Source organism: Christensenellaceae bacterium 44-20, from assembly GCA_041223705.1.
In the GTDB taxonomy this organism is placed as follows: domain Bacteria; phylum Bacillota; class Clostridia; order Christensenellales; family Christensenellaceae; genus QANA01.
The window spans coordinates 164,753-185,185 of record JBCLQU010000001.1 but is presented as its reverse complement, the minus strand read 5'-3'; the positions used below and the strand labels follow the sequence as shown (position 1 = coordinate 185,185).

General features: G+C 53.2%; 24 protein-coding genes and 2 other annotated features. Of the genes, 2 read left to right on the top strand and 22 right to left on the bottom strand.

What is annotated here, in order from left to right; genetic code table 11:
* Window positions 1-59: 59 nt before the first annotated feature.
* The 4 genes from AALG83_00975 to yabP form a co-directional block, all read right to left on the bottom strand.
* Window positions 60-944: a hypothetical protein gene (locus AALG83_00975; protein ID MEY8381734.1), complete on the bottom strand. Its 885-nt coding sequence runs from the start codon at window positions 942-944 to the stop codon at window positions 60-62.
* Window positions 945-949: 5 nt separating this feature from the next.
* On the bottom strand, window positions 950-1,378 hold the full coding sequence (locus AALG83_00970) for a septum formation initiator family protein (protein ID MEY8381733.1): 429 nt from the start codon (window positions 1,376-1,378) through the stop codon (window positions 950-952).
* A 61-nt stretch (window positions 1,379-1,439) separates the two neighbouring features.
* Entirely contained in the window at window positions 1,440-1,763 is a 324-nt protein-coding gene (gene yabQ, locus AALG83_00965) for a spore cortex biosynthesis protein YabQ (protein MEY8381732.1), read from the bottom strand.
* A complete protein-coding gene (yabP, locus tag AALG83_00960) occupies window positions 1,763-2,062 on the bottom strand; it encodes a sporulation protein YabP (GenBank protein MEY8381731.1) in 300 nt (99 codons plus the stop codon). The genes yabQ and yabP overlap by 1 nt, the downstream gene beginning before the upstream one ends.
* Window positions 2,063-2,194: 132 nt before the next feature.
* Between yabP and AALG83_00955 the strand changes: the two genes are divergently transcribed.
* Window positions 2,195-3,292, top strand: coding sequence for a DUF3048 domain-containing protein (locus tag AALG83_00955; GenBank protein ID MEY8381730.1), 1,098 nt, complete (start codon window positions 2,195-2,197; stop codon window positions 3,290-3,292).
* 66 nt (window positions 3,293-3,358) lie between these two features.
* Window positions 3,359-4,399 carry a nucleotidyltransferase domain-containing protein gene (locus AALG83_00950; GenBank protein ID MEY8381729.1) on the top strand — a complete coding sequence of 347 codons (1,041 nt, stop codon included), beginning with the start codon at window positions 3,359-3,361 and terminating at the stop codon, window positions 4,397-4,399.
* A gap of 331 nt (window positions 4,400-4,730) precedes the next feature.
* Here the strand turns inward: AALG83_00950 and AALG83_00945 are convergent, their stop codons facing one another.
* The 18 genes from AALG83_00945 to AALG83_00860 all read right to left on the bottom strand — a co-directional run bounded on the left by AALG83_00945 (window position 4,731) and on the right by AALG83_00860 (window position 20,429).
* Entirely contained in the window at window positions 4,731-5,282 is a 552-nt protein-coding gene (locus AALG83_00945; GenBank protein MEY8381728.1) for a DivIVA domain-containing protein, read from the bottom strand.
* Between the two features lie 22 nt (window positions 5,283-5,304).
* Complete coding sequence (gene sepF, locus AALG83_00940) at window positions 5,305-5,796, bottom strand: cell division protein SepF (protein ID MEY8381727.1); 492 nt, start codon at window positions 5,794-5,796, stop codon at window positions 5,305-5,307.
* 16 nt (window positions 5,797-5,812) lie between these two features.
* Complete coding sequence (locus AALG83_00935; GenBank protein ID MEY8381726.1) at window positions 5,813-6,499, bottom strand: YggS family pyridoxal phosphate-dependent enzyme; 687 nt, start codon at window positions 6,497-6,499, stop codon at window positions 5,813-5,815.
* A gap of 14 nt (window positions 6,500-6,513) precedes the next feature.
* Window positions 6,514-7,761: an HlyD family efflux transporter periplasmic adaptor subunit gene (locus AALG83_00930; GenBank protein ID MEY8381725.1), complete on the bottom strand. Its 1,248-nt coding sequence runs from the start codon at window positions 7,759-7,761 to the stop codon at window positions 6,514-6,516.
* Window positions 7,742-8,413: an HAD-IA family hydrolase gene (locus tag AALG83_00925; GenBank protein ID MEY8381724.1), complete on the bottom strand. Its 672-nt coding sequence runs from the start codon at window positions 8,411-8,413 to the stop codon at window positions 7,742-7,744. The genes AALG83_00930 and AALG83_00925 overlap by 20 nt, the downstream gene beginning before the upstream one ends.
* Window positions 8,414-8,567: 154 nt before the next feature.
* Window positions 8,568-9,032: a DUF4190 domain-containing protein gene (locus AALG83_00920; GenBank protein MEY8381723.1), complete on the bottom strand. Its 465-nt coding sequence runs from the start codon at window positions 9,030-9,032 to the stop codon at window positions 8,568-8,570.
* Window positions 9,033-9,178: 146 nt separating this feature from the next.
* Window positions 9,179-11,575, bottom strand: a complete 2,397-nt coding sequence (gene pheT, locus AALG83_00915; protein ID MEY8381722.1) for a phenylalanine--tRNA ligase subunit beta — start codon at window positions 11,573-11,575, stop codon at window positions 9,179-9,181.
* Window positions 11,576-11,588: 13 nt separating this feature from the next.
* Window positions 11,589-12,635, bottom strand: coding sequence for a phenylalanine--tRNA ligase subunit alpha (pheS, locus tag AALG83_00910; GenBank protein MEY8381721.1), 1,047 nt, complete (start codon window positions 12,633-12,635; stop codon window positions 11,589-11,591).
* Between the two features lie 66 nt (window positions 12,636-12,701).
* Window positions 12,702-12,913, bottom strand: a binding site (T-box leader).
* Window positions 12,914-12,972: 59 nt separating this feature from the next.
* On the bottom strand, window positions 12,973-13,725 hold the full coding sequence (locus AALG83_00905) for an RNA methyltransferase (GenBank protein ID MEY8381720.1): 753 nt from the start codon (window positions 13,723-13,725) through the stop codon (window positions 12,973-12,975).
* Between the two features lie 67 nt (window positions 13,726-13,792).
* A complete protein-coding gene (gene rplT / locus AALG83_00900; protein MEY8381719.1) occupies window positions 13,793-14,149 on the bottom strand; it encodes a 50S ribosomal protein L20 in 357 nt (118 codons plus the stop codon).
* A gap of 41 nt (window positions 14,150-14,190) precedes the next feature.
* The gene (rpmI, locus tag AALG83_00895; GenBank protein ID MEY8381718.1) at window positions 14,191-14,388 is read right to left on the bottom strand and encodes a 50S ribosomal protein L35; all 198 of its coding nucleotides are present in this window, start codon (window positions 14,386-14,388) and stop codon (window positions 14,191-14,193) included.
* A gap of 21 nt (window positions 14,389-14,409) precedes the next feature.
* On the bottom strand, window positions 14,410-14,925 hold the full coding sequence (gene infC, locus AALG83_00890; protein MEY8381717.1) for a translation initiation factor IF-3: 516 nt from the start codon (window positions 14,923-14,925) through the stop codon (window positions 14,410-14,412).
* Between the two features lie 34 nt (window positions 14,926-14,959).
* Window positions 14,960-15,066 (bottom strand) — a sequence feature (ribosomal protein L20 leader region).
* A gap of 202 nt (window positions 15,067-15,268) precedes the next feature.
* Window positions 15,269-16,456, bottom strand: a complete 1,188-nt coding sequence (locus AALG83_00885; GenBank protein ID MEY8381716.1) for a pyridoxal phosphate-dependent aminotransferase — start codon at window positions 16,454-16,456, stop codon at window positions 15,269-15,271.
* Between the two features lie 11 nt (window positions 16,457-16,467).
* Complete coding sequence (locus AALG83_00880) at window positions 16,468-17,268, bottom strand: transporter substrate-binding domain-containing protein (protein ID MEY8381715.1); 801 nt, start codon at window positions 17,266-17,268, stop codon at window positions 16,468-16,470.
* 29 nt (window positions 17,269-17,297) lie between these two features.
* Window positions 17,298-18,329: an ornithine cyclodeaminase family protein gene (locus tag AALG83_00875; protein MEY8381714.1), complete on the bottom strand. Its 1,032-nt coding sequence runs from the start codon at window positions 18,327-18,329 to the stop codon at window positions 17,298-17,300.
* A 36-nt stretch (window positions 18,330-18,365) separates the two neighbouring features.
* A complete protein-coding gene (locus AALG83_00870; protein MEY8381713.1) occupies window positions 18,366-19,097 on the bottom strand; it encodes an amino acid ABC transporter ATP-binding protein in 732 nt (243 codons plus the stop codon).
* 4 nt (window positions 19,098-19,101) lie between these two features.
* Complete coding sequence (locus tag AALG83_00865; GenBank protein ID MEY8381712.1) at window positions 19,102-19,782, bottom strand: amino acid ABC transporter permease; 681 nt, start codon at window positions 19,780-19,782, stop codon at window positions 19,102-19,104.
* Window positions 19,783-20,030: 248 nt separating this feature from the next.
* Window positions 20,031-20,429 (bottom strand): hypothetical protein, encoded by a 399-nt coding sequence (locus AALG83_00860; protein MEY8381711.1) that lies wholly within the window; start codon window positions 20,427-20,429, stop codon window positions 20,031-20,033.
* Between the last annotated feature and the right edge of the window lie 4 nt (window positions 20,430-20,433).

The following is a 20,433-nucleotide window of genomic DNA, read 5'->3' as shown; positions in this document are numbered from 1 at the left end:
TCGCATTACTGCGACATTTATTATTATATGATATGAGCGGCTCAATGTCAAGAGATTTTTCACGGCGCTCCCATGCGCCTGAGTAAAACGTACCCTTCCAGGTTATCCGCCTCGCTCACGGTAATGTCTGAAACACGGTAAGCCCGGCAAAATCCCAGCAGCACCGCAAGGCCATATACGATGACTTCCGCGCGGCCGCCATCCAGGCACATCCGCTGGATGCGCTCCTGCTTTGAAAGCCCCAAAATCTCGCCCATCAGAGCTTCCAGGCGCTGCACCGCAATCTCGTGCCCATCGACTTTGCCCGGATCATATGTTTCCAGCCCGAGGTCGATGGCGGCTAGAGCTGTTGCCGTTCCGCCTATCGCATATAGTTTGGGCAATTCCTTCAGATTTAATTCCAAAAAAGCATCTTTTGCCCATGCGATCAGCTTTTCGTACTCCTCTTCCGCAAAAAGCTCCAGCCCGCGGACACAGCCGATATTGACGCTGTCTGCGCTGGCCAGCTTTCCCTGCCGCATTACCGCGACTTCCGTGCTGCCGCCGCCGATATCGATGATAGCTCCCTGCTCTTTTCCGCCCAGCGCTCCTGTGATTCCGCAGATGGCTTCCTGCTCTCCCTGCAAAATCTGCACCTTAACGCCGCACTCCTGCCAAACGCGCTCTACAAATGCCCGACCGTTCTGCGCATCGCGCACAGCGCTGGTGGCAAACGCCAAAACTTCTTCTGCGCCCCACTGCTTTGCCTGGCACACAAATTCGGCAATGCCCTCAACCGTCCGCCGGATGGCCGCCTCGCATAATCTGCCGCTGGCATTGACGCCTTCGCCCGTGCGCACAGTATTGACCAGCTTTTTGACAGTGCGCAGCTTGCCCTGCTCGATTTGGGCATAAAGCAGACGGATGGAATTTGTCCCAATATCGATCGCAAACTCTTTTTGCATCGCTCCTATTCCTCCGCAGGGGCGCTGGAATCCGGCTGGGGAGTCGCATCAGCATTCGCGCCGCCCTGGGTATCTTCCTGCTTGCGGAAGATGATCTCCCCGTCTTTTACCCAGCCAAACTTCTCTCTGGCCGCCCGCTCGATATAGGCATCCGTCCCGGTATAAGCCTCTTTCTCCTTCAGAAATTCCAAATCCTGCTGCATTTGCTCCTGTCTTTCCTGCAGCTCTTTGGCTTCCTGCTTTTGCATACTAATCGTGCGCTGCTGCATAGCCAGCGTAATGCCCGCATAGACAACCACAACACCCAAAATCGCCCAGCGGATCAGCGCTTTTTTCCTTTGAGAAAGGCGCCATGCTGGCCTTTTCTGCGCCTTTTCCTGGCTTGCACGCTCTTCTTTTATCTCTTCTGCCGGAGCAGTGTTTCTTTCCTGCATACGAAAAACCTCTAAATCGGAGTTTAACTCTATATTAGAGGTTTTTGCTATGCTTTGTCAACTATTTGCTCTTTGATTTTCCCCTGGGCCTGAGAAGTTTACAAATACAGCCCAGCGCAGGCTTTATTCCCAGGCAATAAATGGCAAAACCAAGCCCGGCGCCGATGAAATAGAAGCCCCTGACCTTTAAATCCGCCACCAGATAGAGCATGCCTGCCATAGCGGCCAGCACCAAAAGAGAGTAGAAAATATCCAGGACGATCTGCCATGCCCGCTTTTGCAGAATCTTTCCAAGCCAGGAGAGCAAGAAGTAAATTGCCGCCCCCAGTATCCCGACATACATCGCCGCCGCAAAGAGATAGGGCTGGCTTAATGTGCCTTCCATTATTTAAAAATCTTGGAGAAAATCCCGCCTTTGTTCATGCGGATCTCCTCGTGGTCGGCGTAATCCGCCGCCTGGATTTGCCCGTCTATCACAAGCTCGCCCTCTTCCAGGTTCAGCTTTGCAATATGCAGCTCTTCTCCGATGACTGTCATCATCCCAAGCCCGGTGAGGAAAATCACCTCATTTTCGTTGAAGCTATCCACATCCTCAACCGAGGTAATGGTAATGCGCTCCCTGCCCTCGATGATCACTTTATGCGGCCGGGCATCGAGTCTCCTGATTTCTTCATATCCGCTCATGGCAGTTTCTCCTTTTGTTTTATTCTACTCATTCTTATTCTGCGCGCCGGGAAATTATGCCCGGTTCATTGACAGAAGGTTTGCAATCCCCTAAAATGAATCTGTAAACCCAAAGAGGAGGTACCTTATCTTATGAAAAAAGCGCTCGCTTTTGTTTTGGCGCTGCTCTGCCTGCCGCTGCTCTTCTCCTGCGGCGCAGAACAACAGCCGGAAGCCAGCCAGGAAGTTCTGCCCTCTCCGACGGTTGCCGCATCGGAGGAGCCTTCTTCTGATCCCACCGTCTACTATTCTCCCACAACCGGCACGGCTTACGATGCGCCGCCGGAGTATAAGCCCATCTCCGTCATGATAGAAAACCAGTCGCAGGCTCGGCCGCAGACGGGTTTGCAGCAGGCGGATATCATCTATGAGGCTATGGCAGAGGGCGATATCACCCGGTTCATGTGCATCTTCAACGACCAGAAGCCCAGTGTCGCCGGCCCTATCCGCTCGGCACGCCTATACTATATCAACATGCAAAAAGAGTGGGATTCCCCGCTGGTTCACTACGGCGGCCCGGACGATCCCAACTCCCCTTCCTATATCTACGGCTCTTCCACCAAGTACATCAAACTGCGGGTAGACGGCATCAAGGGAACTTACAACGACTACTTCTGGCGCGATAAATCCCGTTCCGCGCCGCACAACGTCTATACCGATCTCGGCAAAATTGACGAAGAGCTCTACGATTACACGCCCAACAACCGCATCCAGTTCTCCTTCAGCGATGCGCCCAGCTATACCGGCAAAACCGTGGATACCGTCAGCCTGCCTTATGTAACCAGCGTAGAAAACTTCGTTACCTTCGAATATGATTCCGCCAAGGACAAGTTCTTCCGCTATGAAAAGGGAAAAGCCTTCGAGGTCCGCACAGTCTCCGAAGACGAGGACGGCAAGCAGACTACGACTACCGCACCCCTCTCCGTGCAGAACCTGATCGTCCAGTATGCGGAGACGTATGTGCGCAACAACGACGGCGGCCGCCGGATGGTGGAGATGGTCGGCGAGGGCAAATGCGAGTTTTTCATCGGCGGCAAGCATATTTCCGGCTCCTGGGAGCGCAAAAGCCTGGATGATTCCACCCAGTATTACGACGAGAACGGCCTGCCCATCATCTTAAAGCCGGGCAACACCTGGATCGCGGTACATCCCGACAATAAGCAAATCGGCATCACTTACGCCGGCGAATGATCAGAAAAAGAGCGGCGAAAGAGGCATCCGTTGTTTTTTATTAAGCCGAATGAGAAGAATGATTTTATGAATGAAATCCATAAAAAAATTATTGATGCAATCATAAAAAAAGCAGAAGCGGCATGCCCGGATTCACTGGCACTCATAGGCTTGTACGGCTCGGTCGCTACAGGGGATACTCATGAAAAATCCGACCTTGATTTGATGATTTTAATCAATGACGAACATGGAAGGCAACTGGCCGATACATTTATTTTAAATGATGCCGAAGTCGGATATGATCTTTATTGCACCACTTGGGAGATGCTCGAAGAGGATGCGAAATGCAGCCACGCACATCTGTCCAGATTGCTTGACTCACCATTGGTCTATATAAGAGAACAAAGTGCTGTTCAAAGGCTCGAAGGATTGAGAAAAAAGGCATTAGCCCTTCTGTCATCAGATAAGCGGTATCAAAAGGCGCAGGCGGCTTTTGACAATGCGAAAAAAATATATGCAGACTGCTTCCTGTCGGATTCAGCCTCGCAGATTCGCACCGATGCTGGCTTAGTGATTTATTTTCTGCTGGATGCAACTATGCTCTATCACGGCAGATACTTCAGAAAAGGAGTGAAAAGAACATTTGAGGAGTTGGAATCACTGAACATGCCCTTCAATATGGAGGAAAAAATCATGAACATTATCCGTGCAGAAACGAATGCCAAAATCAGAAACGGACTGACGGATCTGATGAAAACGATGCAGGCATATCTATTGTTCCCTCATGAAAAAACTGCACCCAATCAGGACAATATTTCCGGCACATATGAAGAAATGTTCTCCAACTGGCGGAACAAAATGCAGGAAGCCTCAGATAGAAAAGATATATTTTCTTCCTTTATGAACATGGTTTCATTCCAGTATATGATGAATGAAATTGCGGAAAATGCCGCAGTGAGTGAATTTGAGATTATGAGCAGCTTTGATCCTCGCGATCCGGAAAAGAATCTAACGGTTTTTGACAATACCTTAGATAGATACCTGGAAGAGTATTGTAGAGCAGGAATTAGCCCAAAGCGTTTTGCAAATGTGAATGATTTTCTTGTGAATTATTTAGAAACAGTATAAACGCTTTTGGGCCTTCCTATGGAAACAGAGGGAAGCATATCTTATCAGCTTTCGGTTTATCGAAGAACTCAGCACATGATCCTGCTTGCTAATGCGGCAGTGCCCACAGGTTTCGCGAGCATCTGATTTTGACACCAAATCCAAAACCCGCACCCCAAAAGGTGCGGGCTTTGTTTATACATTTGCTATTGATATGGCTTCCTTACGGAAGGCGCCCCGATGGCCGCTCTTTTTTGCCCCTTTCCGGCTTGCCGCACCAGCCAAATAGCTTGCGATCAAAAAGCCGGCAGAGTACCATAGTGCCCCGCCGGCTTCTATTTGCCGTCTTTTTCTAGATCAGTTCATCGATCATGGCTTTGAGTTCGCTGTCTGTCTCGGGCAGATTCTTTAGAATATCTCCCAGGTCAATCCCGCCGTTTTCCTGCTGTGCAGGCGAATCCTGGAGCTGCTCCAAAAGGCCCTCGAGCTTTTCGCGCATGGCACTGCGATACTCTTTGGAAAATTGAGAGAGCTTTTCCACTTCCTGGATGAGCTCTTCCTTCTGGCTCTGATACTGCTCTCTGAGGGAAGCCTCCTGCTCGGCGATGGAATCGCGCACCTTTGCCGCCTCTTCCTCCGCCTGGCTCAGAATTTCCTCAGCCTTCTTTGCCGCCTCTTCCTCGACCTTTTTTGCATTGGCCTCTGCCGTAACCATGACGGACGCCAGAGCGCCCTCCATGCTGCGGTATTTCTCCAGCTGCTCTTTTGCCTCTTTCAGCTCGTTTTGCAGGCGCTCGGCCTCTGCGGCCACGCCGTCCAAAAAGACATCCACTTCCTGGGCATCATATCGGCCGCGCTTCTGCTCGAACTTTGCCATATCGATATATGCTTTTGTCAGTTCCATATTTCTCTCCTATCCCCAAGGTCTAGAGATCGCCGACGTCGAAATCCATCGTGGAGCGCTCGTTTGCCATGTTGCTCGTAACTTCCACATTGGAAGGTGCCACGACAAAGATATTGCGCGCCGCTTTTTTGATATCCCCGCCCAGGGCATAAACCGCGCCGCTGATGAAATCCAAAATGCGCTGTGCAACAGCCACGTCGATCTCATCCAGGTTCACGATGATGGGCTTTCTGGCCTTCAGGCTGTCGATGACGCTCTGGGTCTCGTCGTAGGAAGTCGGGCGGAAAATGATCATTTTCATCTGGGTATCACCGCTTGTCCTGTTCTCAGGCATAGAAATCACCTTGTTCCTTCTTCTTGAAAAGTTGGGCTCCTCATACATCGGCTCCTGCTGATCAGCCTCTTCCTCGTACTCCTGGTCTTCCTCTTCGTCCAGCAAATCGTCCTCGTAGTATTCCTCGTCGTCGTTGCCGCCAAGAGGCCCAAAAGCCTTTTTCCAGAAATTCTTTGCCATGTTTCATTTCCTCCGTTTAGTGGTAATCCCGTGCGCCGAAAATTTTTGAACCAACCCGCACGATGTTGGCCCCCTCTTCTATCGCAATTTTATAATCCCCCGACATTCCCATCGAGAGAAATTTACGCTCCAGGTTGCCCTCGTTTGGCATTTTTTCATAAAGCTCCCGCATTGCTGCGAAATAGCGGCGGACGTCTTCCGGGTTTTCCGCAAAAGGCGCAATGGCCATCAGGCCCTGCACTTTGAGATGCGCAAACCCTTGAAGCTGCTCCAAAAAGCGCTCCAGTTCCTCCTGCTCTACGCCCGCTTTGCTCTCCTCCCTGCCGATGTTGACCTGCACCAGGCAGTTTGTCTGCACGCCTTCCCTGGCCGAGAGGCGCTCTATCTCCTGCGCGGCTTCCAGCGTGCAAAGCGAATGCAACAGCTCTATTTTGTTTATTATATACTTTATCTTATTTTTTTGCAATCGTCCAATGATATGCCAGGAGATATTTTTTGGCAAAATTTCATACTTTTCTTTCCATTCTTGCACACGGTTCTCACCGAAAGCGGTAAGACCCGCGTCGATGGCCTGCTGGATGCGCTCTGCCTCTACGGTTTTGCTCACAGCAAGCAACTGCACTTCCTCTGGCTTTCTGCCGGCCCTCCGCGCGCTCTGCGCAATCTCCCCCAAAACTTCCTGGATAGCTTCCCTAACGCTCATTTTTCCGCCTCATCTCAAGCATATATCTCGCTGCCGACATCCAGTTTCGAGCGCAGATCCACAGGCTCGATGATGCACTCCTTATCCTGCCGGATCAGCACTGCCGCAGGCTCGAAAACCTTCTTGCCCTCTTCATTTTTATAGTATACGCCGGTTACGCCGTCTTTGGTTTTGACAGCCGAAACCGGAACCTTGATGCCCACATAGTCTGCCGAAATTTTGAACTCCACCTGCCGCGCCAGCAGCAGCTTGTCCACAGGCTGGCTGAAAGCCAGGTAGTAGATCTCCTTGCCCGATTCCGAGTTATGCCCATAGATGGTGGCGGTATATTTATAGTCCTCTCCATAGGAGAACTCCACCTGAAAAGCCGAATTATTCTCAAATTCCGGCACTTTCTCATCGCAGATCATCACGACATACCATTCATTCTGGCTGACCAGCCGATAAAGCGCGCGGCTGGCTGTTGCCTCTGTGCTGGTATAGCTGGATTTGCCCTGCAAAATGTCATTGATATTCTTGACGGTCAGCTTTGTCATGTTTTCCGGCGTCAGCAAAATCTCCGTGCCGTCAAAATGGAAGCTGACGACGCCGTCCTCCTCGGCCAAAATCGTCTGTTTCCAGTTGTCTATTTTGGCTTTGAGCGCGGTTTCCTGATCGTAAAACGCCTTGAGCTGATCATCCTGCTTGATGGAATCCCGCAACACGGCCGCCCGCTCATCCATCAGCTTTTCCAGCTCTTTATTGAGCACCAGAAGGTTGCCCTCGGCCTCTCCCTTGACAATCGCGCGGATCTCTGCGGTCTTTTCGTCGATCATCGCGTTAAGGTGCTCCAGATCCTCCGAGCGAATGCTGGAATAGACGTTGTTTTGCTGGTAATCCATGATGGTTTCCTGCAGTTTTTTCAGCTCGTCATAATCCTTATCGTTATAATCCCAGCTATAGACATCGGCGATGGGCGTTCCCTTGGTTACAACCTGGCCTTCCTGCGCAATAAACTCGGTTTTCCCGTAGTTATCCGCTTTATACAGCGTCTCCTTGCGGATGACCACGCCGCTGGAATTTTTGGAAAAGGAAATCGTCCCCTGCTCTGCTGTAAAAGTCTTCACAGAGAGAACGGAAATGAGCACAACCGCCAGAATGATCGCCGCCAAAACGCCTGCGGTAATCCAGATCAGTTTCGGATCGATATGGAATTGTCTTCTGCCTCGCCGAACCCTCGGCCTTGTTCTCTGCACCATACTGTTATCTTTCGTCCAGTTCATCTAAAATTGGGAGCAGCGCGCCAATCTCTTCCACAAGATAATCCGCGCCGCTGCTCAGCATCTTTTCACGGTTGGAATACCCTCCGAGCACAGCCACGCTCACCGCCCCCGAGGCCTTGCCCGCGCCGACATCCGTCATAGAGTCGCCGATCATCAGCGCCTGCTCCGGCAAAACGCCGGCATGCTTTGCGCAGGTATAGACGCTCCAGGGATCCGGCTTGGGCGCCTGCATGTCGTCTGCCGAGAGCACCAGGGAAAAATAATCCGCAATGCCCAGCTTTTCCAGCACTTCCTTCGTAGATTCCAGGGGTTTCATCGTGGCGACAGTCATCATGATGCCGCGCTTTTTCAGCTCCTCCAAGACCTTGATCGTGTTCGGGTAGAGCACTGTATCGATGCAGCTGTCTTTTGCGTAAAGCGCGCGGTATTCGGCCAGATCTGCCTCGAGGTTTTCCTTTGAAATTCCCAGGGCGTCAAACACGCGCTCTACCAGCTTCCTTGCTCCATTGCCGATGCTCTTTCGGACGAGCTGCTGCAAATCCCCATATGCTCCATATTTTGCCGTTACTTTTTCCAGCGCTCCGGCAATATCCGGCAGGGTATCTGCCAGCGTCCCATCCAAATCAAAAACGACTAACTTGATGCGCCCCATCTGCGCTCTCCTTTTTCTCTCATCTTTCGTGCTTGCCCGGCCAAGCCTAGCTCGGCCCATGTGAGACTATTATAACACACGTTTCCGCGCAAAAAAAGAGGCGCGGCAGGGGAAAAATGGCAGTTCCTGCCGCTTTGCCCCCGGCGCCTCTCTTTTATAGAATCAACCCCGCTCCCAATGCCGCCACCTGGGCCGCATTCAGGAAATAATCGAAATATTCAAATCCGTAAGCGCCAAATGCCGCACCCACCAAAATCACGGCCAAAATAATCAGCAGGACGCTCAGCCCAAGGCCAATCGAAGAGGTGATGATGCCTGCCAGCGCCATGCCGTCTTTGTTATTTTTCTTTCTGCCGATGATGCTCATGACGAGCCCTGCAATGCCGCATCCAATTCCCAGCGGCATGAACGCAAAAATCAGCAAAAGGCTGAGGATGCCGCAGACCATTCCCGCAATCCCGAGGCCCTTGCCCTGCTCAGGCTGGTTTTGCCCATAGCCGCCCTGATAATAGGGCTGCTGGCCATAGGGCTGGTTTTGATAGCCCTGGGTATAAGGCGGCTGCCCATAGGGTGCGTTTGCCTGCCAGTTCTGCTGGCCTTGATTTTGATTATTTTCCATATTTACCCTGCTCCATGTTCGCAATTTTCTTAATCATACAATATCTGCCCATTCTTTGCAAGAAGCGGACTTTGCAATTTTGTATCCAATCCCCCATCCCTGCCGCGGCAGAAAAAGAGCGCCGGCTTCCCGGCGCCCTTTTGGGCTCATTCTCTCAGCGTCGCTCCGAATTCCTCGGAAAGAGCTTTGAGAATTTTCTCCATGTTCTTGGCGATGGCCTCGTCTGTCAGCGTCGTATCCGGCGAGCGGAATGCCAGCGAATAGGCCAGGGATTTTTGCCCCTCCTCCAGCTGGCCGCCGCGGTACACATCGAACAGCTCCACGCTCTCCAGGTGTTTCCCGCCGTTTTTGCGGATGCACTTGGCCACGCTTCCCGCCTCTGCCTCCTCCGCCAGAATGACCGCAATATCCCGCTCCAAAGCCGGGTATTTGGGCAGCGGCGCAAACTTGATCTCCCCCTGCATGAGCGCAAACAGGCTCTTCAGATCGATTTCGGCATAGTAAACGCGCATGGGCAGCTCGAAATTCTTCTGAACTTCCGGCGCGATCTCGCCCATCTGGCCGACCTTCTGCTCGCCCGCAAAAATCTCTGCTTTTCTGCCGGGGTGCAGGAAGCTTTCCCCGCCCGCCGCGACATCGAAACCGGGCACGCGCAGAATATCGAACAGGTTTTTCACCACGCGCTTCATCGCGTAAAAATCTCCTGCATCTGCGCTCATGCAGAGCGCCAGCATACGCCGCTCATCCGGGAGCGTATCTGCCAGCGGCAGATTCTCGGGCAGATAGACTTTGTTCATCTCATAGAGCTTCACCTGTTTGTTCTTCCGCTTGAGGTTTGCGCTCATCACAGCAAGCATATCCGGCGCCAGCGTCGTCCGCATCAGCGCCTTATCGTCTCCCAGCGGATTTTTGATGCGCACCGCCTTTCTCAGCATATGCTCTGCCGGCAGTTCCAGCTTATCGAAATCCTGCTCGCCCAGGAAAGAGTATGTAACGGATTCAAAATACCCTTCCGCCGCCAGGTAAGTGCGCAGCGCATCCTGCTCGGGCTCCAGGCTGGCCGGCAGGCCATGCATCATCTGGCCCGCGCCCGTGCGCTCGGGGATGTTGTCGTATCCATAGATGCGCGCCACTTCCTCGGCCACATCCGCCTTGCCATACATATCCCCGCGGAAATGCGGAATATGGCAGGTGAGCTTGCCCTGGGAAAGCTCGGTTTTGATAAACGCGCGCTCCAGACACTGCCGCATCTCCTCTGCGGAAATCTCCGCGCCCAGCAGCGCGTTGACGCTCCCGGCCGTCGTCTCGATGACTTTCTCGCTCAAATCCTCCGAAAGAATATCCACCTCGCCGCCGACAATCTCGCCCGCGCCCAGCTCTTCTACCAGCTGGCAGGCCCGGTGCAGTGCATATTCGCAGTTGGCCGCATCCACGCCCTTGGAATAGCGCATGGAGGCCTCCGTCGCCAGGCCAAGGCCCCGGGAGGTCTGCCGGATATTGCCGTACATGAACTTTGCCGATTCAAAGACGACCGTGGTAGTGTTCTCACGAATCTCGGAGTTTTCTCCGCCCATCACGCCTGCAATGCCGATCGGCCCCTGCCCATCGCAGATGAGCAGCATGGAAGCGGAAAGCTCCCGCTCTTTTCCATCCAGCGTGACGATTTTCTCGCCTTCCTTTGCCCGGCGCACGATGATTTCTTTGCCTCGAATGTCTGCGGCGTCAAAAGCGTGCATGGGCTGCCCGGTCTCCAGCATGACGAAGTTGGTGATATCGACGATGTTGCTGATGGGGCGAACGCCCGCCGCCGACAGCCGCTCCTGCATCCACTTTGGAGAAGGGCCGATTTTGACGTTCTTCACCGCCCTGGCCATATATCTCGGGCAAAGCTCCTCATTTTCCACCGTCACTTTGACATATTCGGAGATATCGCCTTCACTCTCGCCAAATTTGGGCTCGGGCAGAGAGATGCCTTCTCCCAGCGCCGCAGCGCCTTCCCGGGCGACGCCGATCACCGAAAGGCAATCCGGCCGGTTCGCGCCGACTTCAAACTCGATCACTTTGTCATCCATCATGAGCACTTCGCGCACATCCTGCCCCGGCTGCCCATCCTGCAAAATCAGGATGCCATAGACGCCTGCGCCGGGATAATCCGCTTCCTTCAGGCAAAGCTCCTCTCCCGAGCAAAGCATACCCAGCGAAGGAACGCCGCGCAGCTTTCCCTTTTTGATGTGCATGCCGTTGGGAAGATGGCAGCCCACCATTGCAACGGGAACCAGCGCGCCCTCAAACACGTTATCCGCTCCGGTTACAATCTGCAAAAGCTCTTCTTTTCCAATATCGATGCTGCAAATTTGCAGCCGATCGGCATCCGGGTGTTTTTCCAGCTTGACGATTCTGCCCACCAGAACATCACGGATTTCTGCGCCGCGCTCCTCAATGCCCTCGACGCCGTTGCCCGTCATGATCATCGCATCCGCGAACTCCTCGGCAGAAACCGGGATCTCAATATAATCTTTCAGCCATTTGAATGGTACTTTCATCTTCTCTTCCTCCCTATCTGAACTGCCGCAGGAACCGCACGTCGCTCTCATAGAGCAGGCGGATATCCGTGATGCCGTATTTGATGTTGGTCAGCCGATCCAGCCCCAGGCCGAAAGCATATCCCGAATAGACTTCTGGGTCCAGCCCGCAGTTTTCCAGCACTTTGGGGTTGACCATGCCGCATCCCAGCACTTCTACCATGCCAGCGCCCTTGCAGGCCGGGCAGCCTTTGCCGCCGCAGAGCGAGCAGGTTGCGTCTACCTCTGCGCTTGGCTCTGTAAACGGGAAGAAACCGGGGCGGAACTTGGTCTTGGTCTGCTCGCCGTAAAGCTGGCGCAGGAAGGTGTTGAGCGTGCCCTTGAGATCCGCAAAGGTGATTCCCTTATCGATGACAAGCCCCTCGATCTGGTTAAACACAGGCGAATGCGTCGCGTCTACGTCGTCCGTGCGGTAAACGCGCCCCGGGCAGATGACCCGGATGGGCGGCTGATGTCCCAGCATCGTGCGGATCTGCACGGGAGAAGTATGCGTGCGCAGCACGATGTCGTCCGTTACATAGAAAGTATCCTGCATATCCCTTGCCGGGTGATCCTTGGGGATATTGAGCATCTCAAAATTGTATTTGTCAAACTCAATTTCCGGCCCCTCGACCACCTGGAAGCCCATTCCCTCGAAAATGCCGCGCACCTGGCGGTAAACCTTGGTCAGCGGGTGCACGCCGCCCATGCCTGCCTCGGGCTTTTCCAGCGTAACGTCGATCCGCTCTGCCGCCAGCTTTTTCTCCTTGATGCGCTCTTCCAGCTCGCTTTTCCGCTGCTCGAACGCCTCTTCCACCTTCTGGCGCAGGCTGTTGACCTTCTGCCCGAAACTGGGGCGCTCTTCCTTGGGCAGCGTCCCCATCTGCTTCATCATCTGGGTGATCTCGCCCTTTTTGCCCAAATATTTGACTCTCAGCTCCTGCAAACGGCCGAGCACCTCCTGCCCGGCTGCTTTTTCTTCCTGCCGCAGCTCGGAAAGAGCCTGCCGAACCTCTTGTAAAATTTTCTCGTGGTTATCCATTTTTTCTTCTCCGACTTCTCATATTGACACGGACGGCCTGCCCGGGAAAATAAAAAAGCCCGCCCCACACAGGGCGAAGCTCATACTCCGCGGTACCACCCGAATTCACCAATTTCTTGGCCTCTTTCATGGTAACGGTCTGAAACCGGCGCCGCCTACTTATCAACAGCGCTGCTCGAAGGTGAAATTTCTGCCAGTGGTTCGCTTCCGCTTTCAGCCGGTGGCGGATGCTCTCTTTTGCCGGGCTCTGGCATACTTTGCCTCGTCTTTGCATTTCATTTGTTTCATTCTAGCACACAGCGTTTGTTCCTGCAAGAGGTTTTGCGAATTTCCTCCGCTATCTGCCCTCTTTGCACCGATAGAGCAAAATTCCCGCGGCCACGGCCGCATTCAAACTCTCAGCCTTTCCATAGATGGGAATTTTCACAAGATAATCGCAGAGCCGCACGGCGCTCTCGCTCATGCCCCTGGCCTCGTTGCCAATGATGACGCAGAGATTCTCCTGCCGGCCCGGCATGGCCTGCACGCCCTGCAGATGCCCGCCCAGCAGGCGCACGCCCGCCTTCTTCATCGCGCTCAGCCTGCCCTGAAAATCCTGCGCAACTTCAACCGGCAGATGAAAAACACTGCCCATCGCCGCGCGCACAGCTTTGGGAGAGGTGTAGTCTGCGCATTTGCCGGAAAGCAGCACGCCCGCCGCGCCCACGGCGTCTGCCGTGCGCAGAATCGTCCCGACGTTCTGCGGATCCGCCACATCCTCCAGCGCCACAAAAAGCCCCTGCTCCGGCAGCTTGCCCTGCTGTTTTTGAACGACGGCGATTGCGCTCTGGGGCGTCTTAACATCCGAAACTGCCTCCATCACTGCCTGGGAAACCAAAACTGCCCGAACGCCTTTTTGCTCTGCCTGAATAGCCAGCGGATGCTGCTCCTGCGTCGTCAGCAGTGCCTGCACTTTGGCATTGCCAAGCGCCTCTGCCGCGCATTTATCGCCCTCCGCCAAAAACAGCCCAGTTTCTTCCCGGCCTTTTTTCTGCTTCAGGCTGCGCAGCAATTTGATATATTCGTTTTTCGTGCTGGTGATCTGCTCCACTCCGCCGCTCCTTTTTCCTCTGCCTCTTGTCCATAAAAAATCGGAGGGAAAGCTCCCTCCGGTTTTGTTATGCCAGTTTGCTCTTGGCAACTTCGGCCAGCTGTGCGAACGCCGCCGCATCGTTGACTGCCAGCTCTGCCAGCATTTTGCGGTTGACTTCGATTCCCGCAAGCTTCAGGCCGTTGATCATCTTGGAGTAGCTCAGGCCGTTGCTGCGCGCAGCCGCGTTGATTCTGGTGATCCACAAAGAGCGGAAATCGCGCTTTTTCTGCTTTCTGCCGCGGTATGCATACCAGTTAGACTTCATGACCGCCTGCTTGACTGTGCGGTACTGTCTGTGTCTTGCGCCATAGTATCCCTTGGCTGCTTTAAATACTTTTCTGCGTTTTTTATGGCCGTTTACGGCTCTTTTAATTCTTGCCATAGTAAAATTCCTCCTAAATCACGTTTTCCAAAGCTGCGGGCCTAGCTATAAGGAAGCAGCTCCCTCATATTCTTCTCGCCAGCCTCGACCATATAGACGCCCTTTCTCAGGCTTCTCTTGCGCTTTGTGGTTTTCCCGTTCAGAAGGTGGCGCTTGTTTGTCTGGCTTCTTTTGATCCGGCCGCTTTTGGTAACGTTGAAACGCTTGGCGGCGCCTCTGTGAGTTTTCATTTTTGGCATCGAAATGCCCTCCTCTCTAGGTTAATTCTTTGGTGCAAGTATCATGAACATGCTGCGGCCTTCCATCCTGGCCGGCTTTTCAACGGCAACCTTGTCGCCCAGCATCTGCAAAAACGTATTCATGACAGTCAGCCCGTTTTCCGTATGGCTGAGCTGTCTGCCCCGGAAACGAATTGATACTTTTACCTTATCTCCTCCCGCAAGGAATTTTGCGACGTTTTTCGCCTTGACTTCCATATCATGGGTGTCGATGGTGGCGGAAAGGCGCATCTCCTTAAGGGTTGTGGTCTTCTGGTTTTTCTTGGCTTCCTTTTGCTTCTTGCCCTGCTCAAAGCGGTATTTGCCGTAATCCATAATTTTGCAAACCGGCGGCACCGCTTTGGGGGAGATATTGACGAGATCCAGCCCGGCTTCATCCGCCAGCTTTTGCGCTGCTGCAATCTCCAAAATACCCAGCTGATCGCCCTTTTCTCCAATCACGCGCACCTCGCGGTCGCGGATCTGTTCATTGATGAGTAGATCGTTAGCTATGAAAATTCCCTCCTTCTCTCCCTGCGCCTTTGCGCGCCTTGCAATAAAAAAACTGCGGGCAAAACCTACCCGCAGTACTGTTCTTTCCAAAGAACCATGCCTAGCCTTTGCCGGCAGGTGAGAAACGGGTAGTTTCTGCTTAACGAAGCTATCATATCACTTCTTTTCGGCAATGTCAAGGGCTTTTTCTCCTTTGCGGCGCTGTTTGCCCCAGCTTTTCCGTGCGCCCGGCAATGCCTTCATGCTTATTTATTCTATCACACAACGGCGGAATTTTCCACTGTTTTCGAAAGAGCCCGCAAAAAAGAGCGCGCCTTTGTTTGGCGCGCCCTTTGCAGGCAATCTATTTCTATGCTTTGAGATAATCCGCCAGTTTGCTCAGCCGGCTCAGCGCTTCGCGCAGAGAATCTTCGCTCCGGGCAAAGTGCAGGCGAATCAGGTGGTTGATGGGCTCGCGGAAAAAGCTCGAGCCGGGCACCGCCGCCACGCCGACTTCCTCCACCATCCACTCGCAGAACTGCAAATCCGTCCAGCCGCGGAACTTCTCCAGCTTCAGGAAGTCCGAAATATCCACCATGATGAAATACGAACCCTGGGGAACAGTATGCTTGAGCCCAATGGCATCCAGCCCATCCATGAAGATCTTGCGCTTCTTCCCGTATGTCTCGGCCAGCTCATCGTAGTAATCCTGGCCCAGGGCAAACCCTGCGCAGGCGGCTTCCTGCAGCGGCGCAGGCGCGCCTACTGTCAGGAAATCGTGCACCTTCTTCACATTTTCCGCCACATCCGCCCGGGCAATCATGAACCCGAGGCGCCATCCCGTGATGGAAAAGGTCTTGGAAAGCGAGTTGCAGGTGATGACCCGCTCTCTGCCGCCGGGCAGAGAGGCAGCCGCGATATGCTGATAGGGCGGGAACACGATATGCTCATACACTTCGTCCGTGATGACGAACGCATCATACTTCTCAGCCAGCTCCAGAATATATTCCAGCTCCTCCCGGCTGAACACCTTGCCGCAGGGGTTGGAAGGGTTGCACACGATGATGGCCTTGGCTCCCTTTGCGAAAGCGGCTTCCAGCACGCTCCGGTCAAAGCCGAACTCGGGCGGGTTGAGCGGAACATAGATGGGATCCGCACCGCTTAAAATCGCATCTGCGCCGTAGTTTTCATAAAACGGGCTGAACACGATCACCTTATCGCCAGGGTTGCAAATCGTCATCATCGCTGCCATCATAGCCTCGGTCGAGCCGCAGGTTACGACGATCTCTGTTTCCGGATCGATTTCGTAGCCAAATATCGGCGAATACTTTTTCGCGATACAGCTGCGCAGGTTTTCCGAACCGAAGGTGATGGAATACTGATGCTGTTCTCCGCCCCCTGCCATTTGGGCCAGGGCGTCCAGCAACGCCTGCGGCGGGTCGAAATCCGGGAACCCCTGCGAGAGGTTAATGCTCCCCTCTCTCGCATCGCTGATGCGCGTCATCCTGCGGATTACGGAATCTGTAAATGTATCGACACGTTTGCTTAGCTGCGGCATGTCTTATCTCCTTACTCCATGCCGGCCAGCTTCTGTGCTTCCAGCGTATACTTGGAAATCAGGTCTTTTTCCTGCATCTCCGCAATGATCCCGTTGAGGTATTCCACGAACTCCTCTTCTCCCTTTTCTACACCAATGCGGATACCGCTGTATTCCGTCCGCGCCACACCGATGTTGCAGACAACCAGATCCGGGTTTGCCGCCACATATGCATCTGCGACCAGCGCCTCAATCAGCGTTCCTTCGATTTTCCCGTTCTGCACTTCCAGTATCAGATCCTGCTGCTTGGTCAGGCCGACTGCATTGTCCTCGCCGACGAACTCGACCGCCTTATCCATTTGCGACGTGCCGGACTGCGCACCGATTTTGTGCCCCTTCAGATCCTCTGTGGTTTTGAACTTATCAGCGTTTTCTTTCTTTGTTACCAGAACCGTATCCGTGTAGTAGATGACGTCCGTAAAATCGATGGCCTTCTCGCGCTTTTCATCCTTGCTCATGCTGGCCGCGACCAGGTCGAACTCACCCTTCTGCAGGCTCATGACCAGATTGTCGAACGCCATATCCACGACTCTCAGCTCTACGCCAAGATCATCCGCAATATACTGGCACATTGCCATATCCAGGCCGACGATGGTATCCTTGCCGTCAATTTCCACATGGAACTCGAAGGGAGGATAGTCTGCCGAAGTGCCGACGACCAGCTCGCCCGCTTCCTTAATCTGCTCAATCTTGGATTTTTCTTCTTTCTTTCCGCAAGCGGCGCAGCCCACGAGAACCAGCGCTGCCATAACCAGTGCTAAAATCTTTTTCATCTTATTTTACCTCGTTTTAATCGTATTTTTTATTCCCAAAGGGGGTTATCCCAAAGCGCAACTTTGGTGCCGATGCCCATCTTGGTCGCGTTCAGATACATCTGATAGCCGATCATGATATCCAGCGCGCCCAGGCCCAGGGATGCGGACATGACGAACTGATCGTCGCTGGTGCGCAGCTTCTTCTTGCCCAGCACGAGTTCGCACAAATCGATGATGCCGCTCTCATCCAGCTTGCCTTCCTGGCTCAGCCGAGCCAGCGGGTTGGCATGCGTTCTCATCTGCGTCCAGTAGTCTGCCGCGATGTTCTCTGCCGCCAGAATCACTTCGTCGCTCACCTCAGCGGTGTGCATGGTAACCAGGCCGCAGCCGGGCGTCAGCCAGGATTTATCGATAATCGGCGTGCGGGCTGTCGTCTCGCCTACGATGAGCTGGGATTTGAGCGCAGCAGCTTTGGCATCCGTCGTCGGGATGATCTCGACGCCCAGGCTCTCGCTGTATTCCTTGGCAAGCTCCTCTGCCTTTGCGATCTCCAGATCTGCCAGATACATGGTCTTGATCTGCGGCAGCGCTTCATGCAGTGCAGAAAGCATGGTGCGGCCGATTACGCCTGCGCCGACCAGCGTCGCCGTCTCGGTATTGGAGGGCGCCGTGTATTTCGCCAGCACGCCGCCGACTGCGGACGTGCGCATTGCGGTGATGAGCGTGCCGTCCAGGATGCAGAACGGAAGCACCGTCTCGGGATCGCTCAGAATGGAGATATCGATGCCGTAGGGAATGCCGGGGATGGTGGCGTTCTTCTTGGATTCCGCTGCCCACTTGATGCCCGCGATGTTCACATCGCCGCCGATATAGCTGGGCATGGAGTTGAAGAACGACTGCCAGTTTGCCTTATCGGGAATGCTGGTGTTGGTCTTGGGCGGGTTTTTGATGTGCCCCTGGCCCAGCAGGGAGTACGTCTTCTCCGTAACTTCCAGGATCTGCTTCATATCCAGAAGGCCGGCTTTGACAACGTCTTCCTGTTTGAGGAACAGGATTTCAGGGTTGGTCGTGTGCAACATGATAGTATCCTCCAAAATTTTAAATAATTTGCTTTATTAAATTACATTGATAACTTTAGACAAGAACTCTTTTGTTCTGGGGTTCTGCGGATGCTCGAAAATATCCGCGGGCGAGCCCTCTTCTGCGATGACGCCCTCATCCATGAACATGACGCGCGTCGCAACTTTCTGCGCAAAGCCCATCTCATGGGTAACGACGACCATCGTGATGCCGTCTTTTGCGAGATCCGAGATGACCTGCAATACCTCGCCTACCATCTCCGGATCCAGCGCGGAAGTCGGCTCATCGAACAGCAGAACATCCGGCTCCATAGCCAGCGCTCTGACGATGGCGATTCTCTGCTTCTGCCCGCCCGAGAGCTGCGAAGGATAGGCCGCCGCTTTATCCGCCAGGCCGACCCGCTCCAGCAGGGCCATCGCCTTTTTCTCCGCCTCTTCCTTTGAAGTGCCTTTCACTTTCTTCAGAGAAATCGTAACATTATCCAGCACGCTTAAGTTGTTGAACAGGTTGAACTGCTGAAACACCATGCCCACTTTCTGCCGGTGCAGGTTGACGTCAAAGCCTTTGGCCGTAATCTCGTTCCCCTCGAAGACGATCTGCCCCGAAGTCGGCTGTTCCAGAAGGTTCAGGCATCGGATAAAGGTGGATTTGCCGCTGCCCGAAGGCCCGATGATGGCGGCGACATCGCCTTTATAGAACGTCTCGTTGATGCCCTTGAGCACTTTTAATTCGCCAAAATCCTTGCAGAGGCCTTTTACCTCAAACATGATTTCATCTTTCACTTTTTTTCATCCTCCTCTCGAAGATGCTCAGCCCCTTGCCAAGGACGACGTTCAGCACCAGATAGATGAGCGCCGAGATATAGTAGCAGGGAAGCGGATTATAGGTCGCCGTAACGACGATACCGTTATTATACATCAGATCCGCGATGCCAAGGTACTGCACAATGGAAGTTTCCTTGACCATGGTTACAAACTCATTGCCGATGGCAGGCAGGATGTTTTTGATGGCCTGGGGCAAAATGATATACCGCATCGCCTGGGAAGAAGTCATGCCGCAGGAGCGCGCCGCCTCGGTCTGCCCGACATCCACCGCCTGAATGCCCGCCCGGATGATCTCTGCGATATATGCCGCCGAGTTGATGGAAAGCGCGATGATGCAGGGAATCGCCCGCTCCATATCCACCCCGAAAAGCGTGCCCGAGGGATACGGGAGAAAATCCAGCTGATAATAGACGATATACAGCTGAACCAGCATCGGCGTGCCTCGGATGACTGTGATATACAGCTTGCTGAACCACTGCAGCGGCTTGCATTTGGAGAGCCGCATCAGCGCGATGAAACAGCCCAAAATCGCGCCGAAAAAGACCGTGAACAGCGCGACGATGATCGTTGTGCGCGTGCCTTGCAGGAAGTATTGATAGTAGTCTGCTAAGATCTCAAAAAATCCCATTTCTCCTTACCTGTCTCTTTCAAAATTGTTTCATTGGCTCTATTGTATATTTATTCATCCACTTTGTCAACAATAAAATTCAAAAATATTTTGCAAATTTCCAATTTCTCCTTATATAAAAGCAAAAAATCATTACATTTGCTTGAGAATCAAAAATATGCATTTGTATTTAAATATTCAACGCTTGCAAAAACATATACAGCCTTCCGCATAAAAAAAGCAGGCGTATGCCTGCTTTTTTCTTTTGCTTATTTGAGCTTGCGCCCGCATTTGGAGCAAAATTCATCCTCCAGCTGGCATTCCTTGCCGCACCCGGCGCATATGACCACGCCGCGGATGCGCGCGGCCCTGCCCAGATACTGCTCAATCTCATCAAAGCGCTGTCCAATGCTCTGAATTTCAGCCTGAAAATCGCTTTTTGCGAAATTTTCCTCCGCAGACTGATAGACTTTGATGCCAATGCTCCGGTAAAAATCGTCAATCTCGTCGTTCAGGTTGCTGATTTTGCTTTTGATTTTGATGGACTCGATCTGCTCGGAAACCGTCTTATCGACAGTATCCGCCATCTCCTTCACTTTGCTCATGAATTTATCAGTGCCCGACATTTGCTCTCCATTCTGCGGCCCGCGGCTCTGCTCCTCTGCCATAGCG

Coding starts and splice junctions, on each gene's coding strand:
- AALG83_00875 (MEY8381714.1), bottom strand. CDS start 18,329: ATGTTGCACACGACCAACCCTGAAATCCTGTTCCTCAAACAGGAAGAC.
- AALG83_00925 (MEY8381724.1), bottom strand. CDS start 8,413: ATGGGGCGCATCAAGTTAGTCGTTTTTGATTTGGATGGGACGCTGGCA.
- AALG83_00860 (MEY8381711.1), bottom strand. CDS start 20,429: ATGGCAGAGGAGCAGAGCCGCGGGCCGCAGAATGGAGAGCAAATGTCG.
- pheT (MEY8381722.1), bottom strand. CDS start 11,575: ATGAAAGTACCATTCAAATGGCTGAAAGATTATATTGAGATCCCGGTT.
- AALG83_00935 (MEY8381726.1), bottom strand. CDS start 6,499: ATGAGCGTTAGGGAAGCTATCCAGGAAGTTTTGGGGGAGATTGCGCAG.
- AALG83_00870 (MEY8381713.1), bottom strand. CDS start 19,097: ATGTTTGAGGTAAAAGGCCTCTGCAAGGATTTTGGCGAATTAAAAGTG.
- AALG83_00865 (MEY8381712.1), bottom strand. CDS start 19,782: ATGGGATTTTTTGAGATCTTAGCAGACTACTATCAATACTTCCTGCAA.
- sepF (MEY8381727.1), bottom strand. CDS start 5,796: ATGGCAAAGAATTTCTGGAAAAAGGCTTTTGGGCCTCTTGGCGGCAAC.
- AALG83_00950 (MEY8381729.1), top strand. CDS start 3,359: ATGAATGAAATCCATAAAAAAATTATTGATGCAATCATAAAAAAAGCA.
- pheS (MEY8381721.1), bottom strand. CDS start 12,635: ATGGATAACCACGAGAAAATTTTACAAGAGGTTCGGCAGGCTCTTTCC.
- yabP (MEY8381731.1), bottom strand. CDS start 2,062: ATGAGCGGATATGAAGAAATCAGGAGACTCGATGCCCGGCCGCATAAA.
- AALG83_00880 (MEY8381715.1), bottom strand. CDS start 17,268: ATGAAAAAGATTTTAGCACTGGTTATGGCAGCGCTGGTTCTCGTGGGC.
- AALG83_00885 (MEY8381716.1), bottom strand. CDS start 16,456: ATGCCGCAGCTAAGCAAACGTGTCGATACATTTACAGATTCCGTAATC.
- AALG83_00930 (MEY8381725.1), bottom strand. CDS start 7,761: ATGAACTGGACGAAAGATAACAGTATGGTGCAGAGAACAAGGCCGAGG.
- AALG83_00920 (MEY8381723.1), bottom strand. CDS start 9,032: ATGGAAAATAATCAAAATCAAGGCCAGCAGAACTGGCAGGCAAACGCA.
- AALG83_00970 (MEY8381733.1), bottom strand. CDS start 1,378: ATGCAGGAAAGAAACACTGCTCCGGCAGAAGAGATAAAAGAAGAGCGT.
- yabQ (MEY8381732.1), bottom strand. CDS start 1,763: ATGGAAGGCACATTAAGCCAGCCCTATCTCTTTGCGGCGGCGATGTAT.
- AALG83_00975 (MEY8381734.1), bottom strand. CDS start 944: ATGCAAAAAGAGTTTGCGATCGATATTGGGACAAATTCCATCCGTCTG.
- rpmI (MEY8381718.1), bottom strand. CDS start 14,388: ATGCCAAAAATGAAAACTCACAGAGGCGCCGCCAAGCGTTTCAACGTT.
- AALG83_00955 (MEY8381730.1), top strand. CDS start 2,195: ATGAAAAAAGCGCTCGCTTTTGTTTTGGCGCTGCTCTGCCTGCCGCTG.
- AALG83_00945 (MEY8381728.1), bottom strand. CDS start 5,282: ATGGAACTGACAAAAGCATATATCGATATGGCAAAGTTCGAGCAGAAG.
- rplT (MEY8381719.1), bottom strand. CDS start 14,149: ATGGCAAGAATTAAAAGAGCCGTAAACGGCCATAAAAAACGCAGAAAA.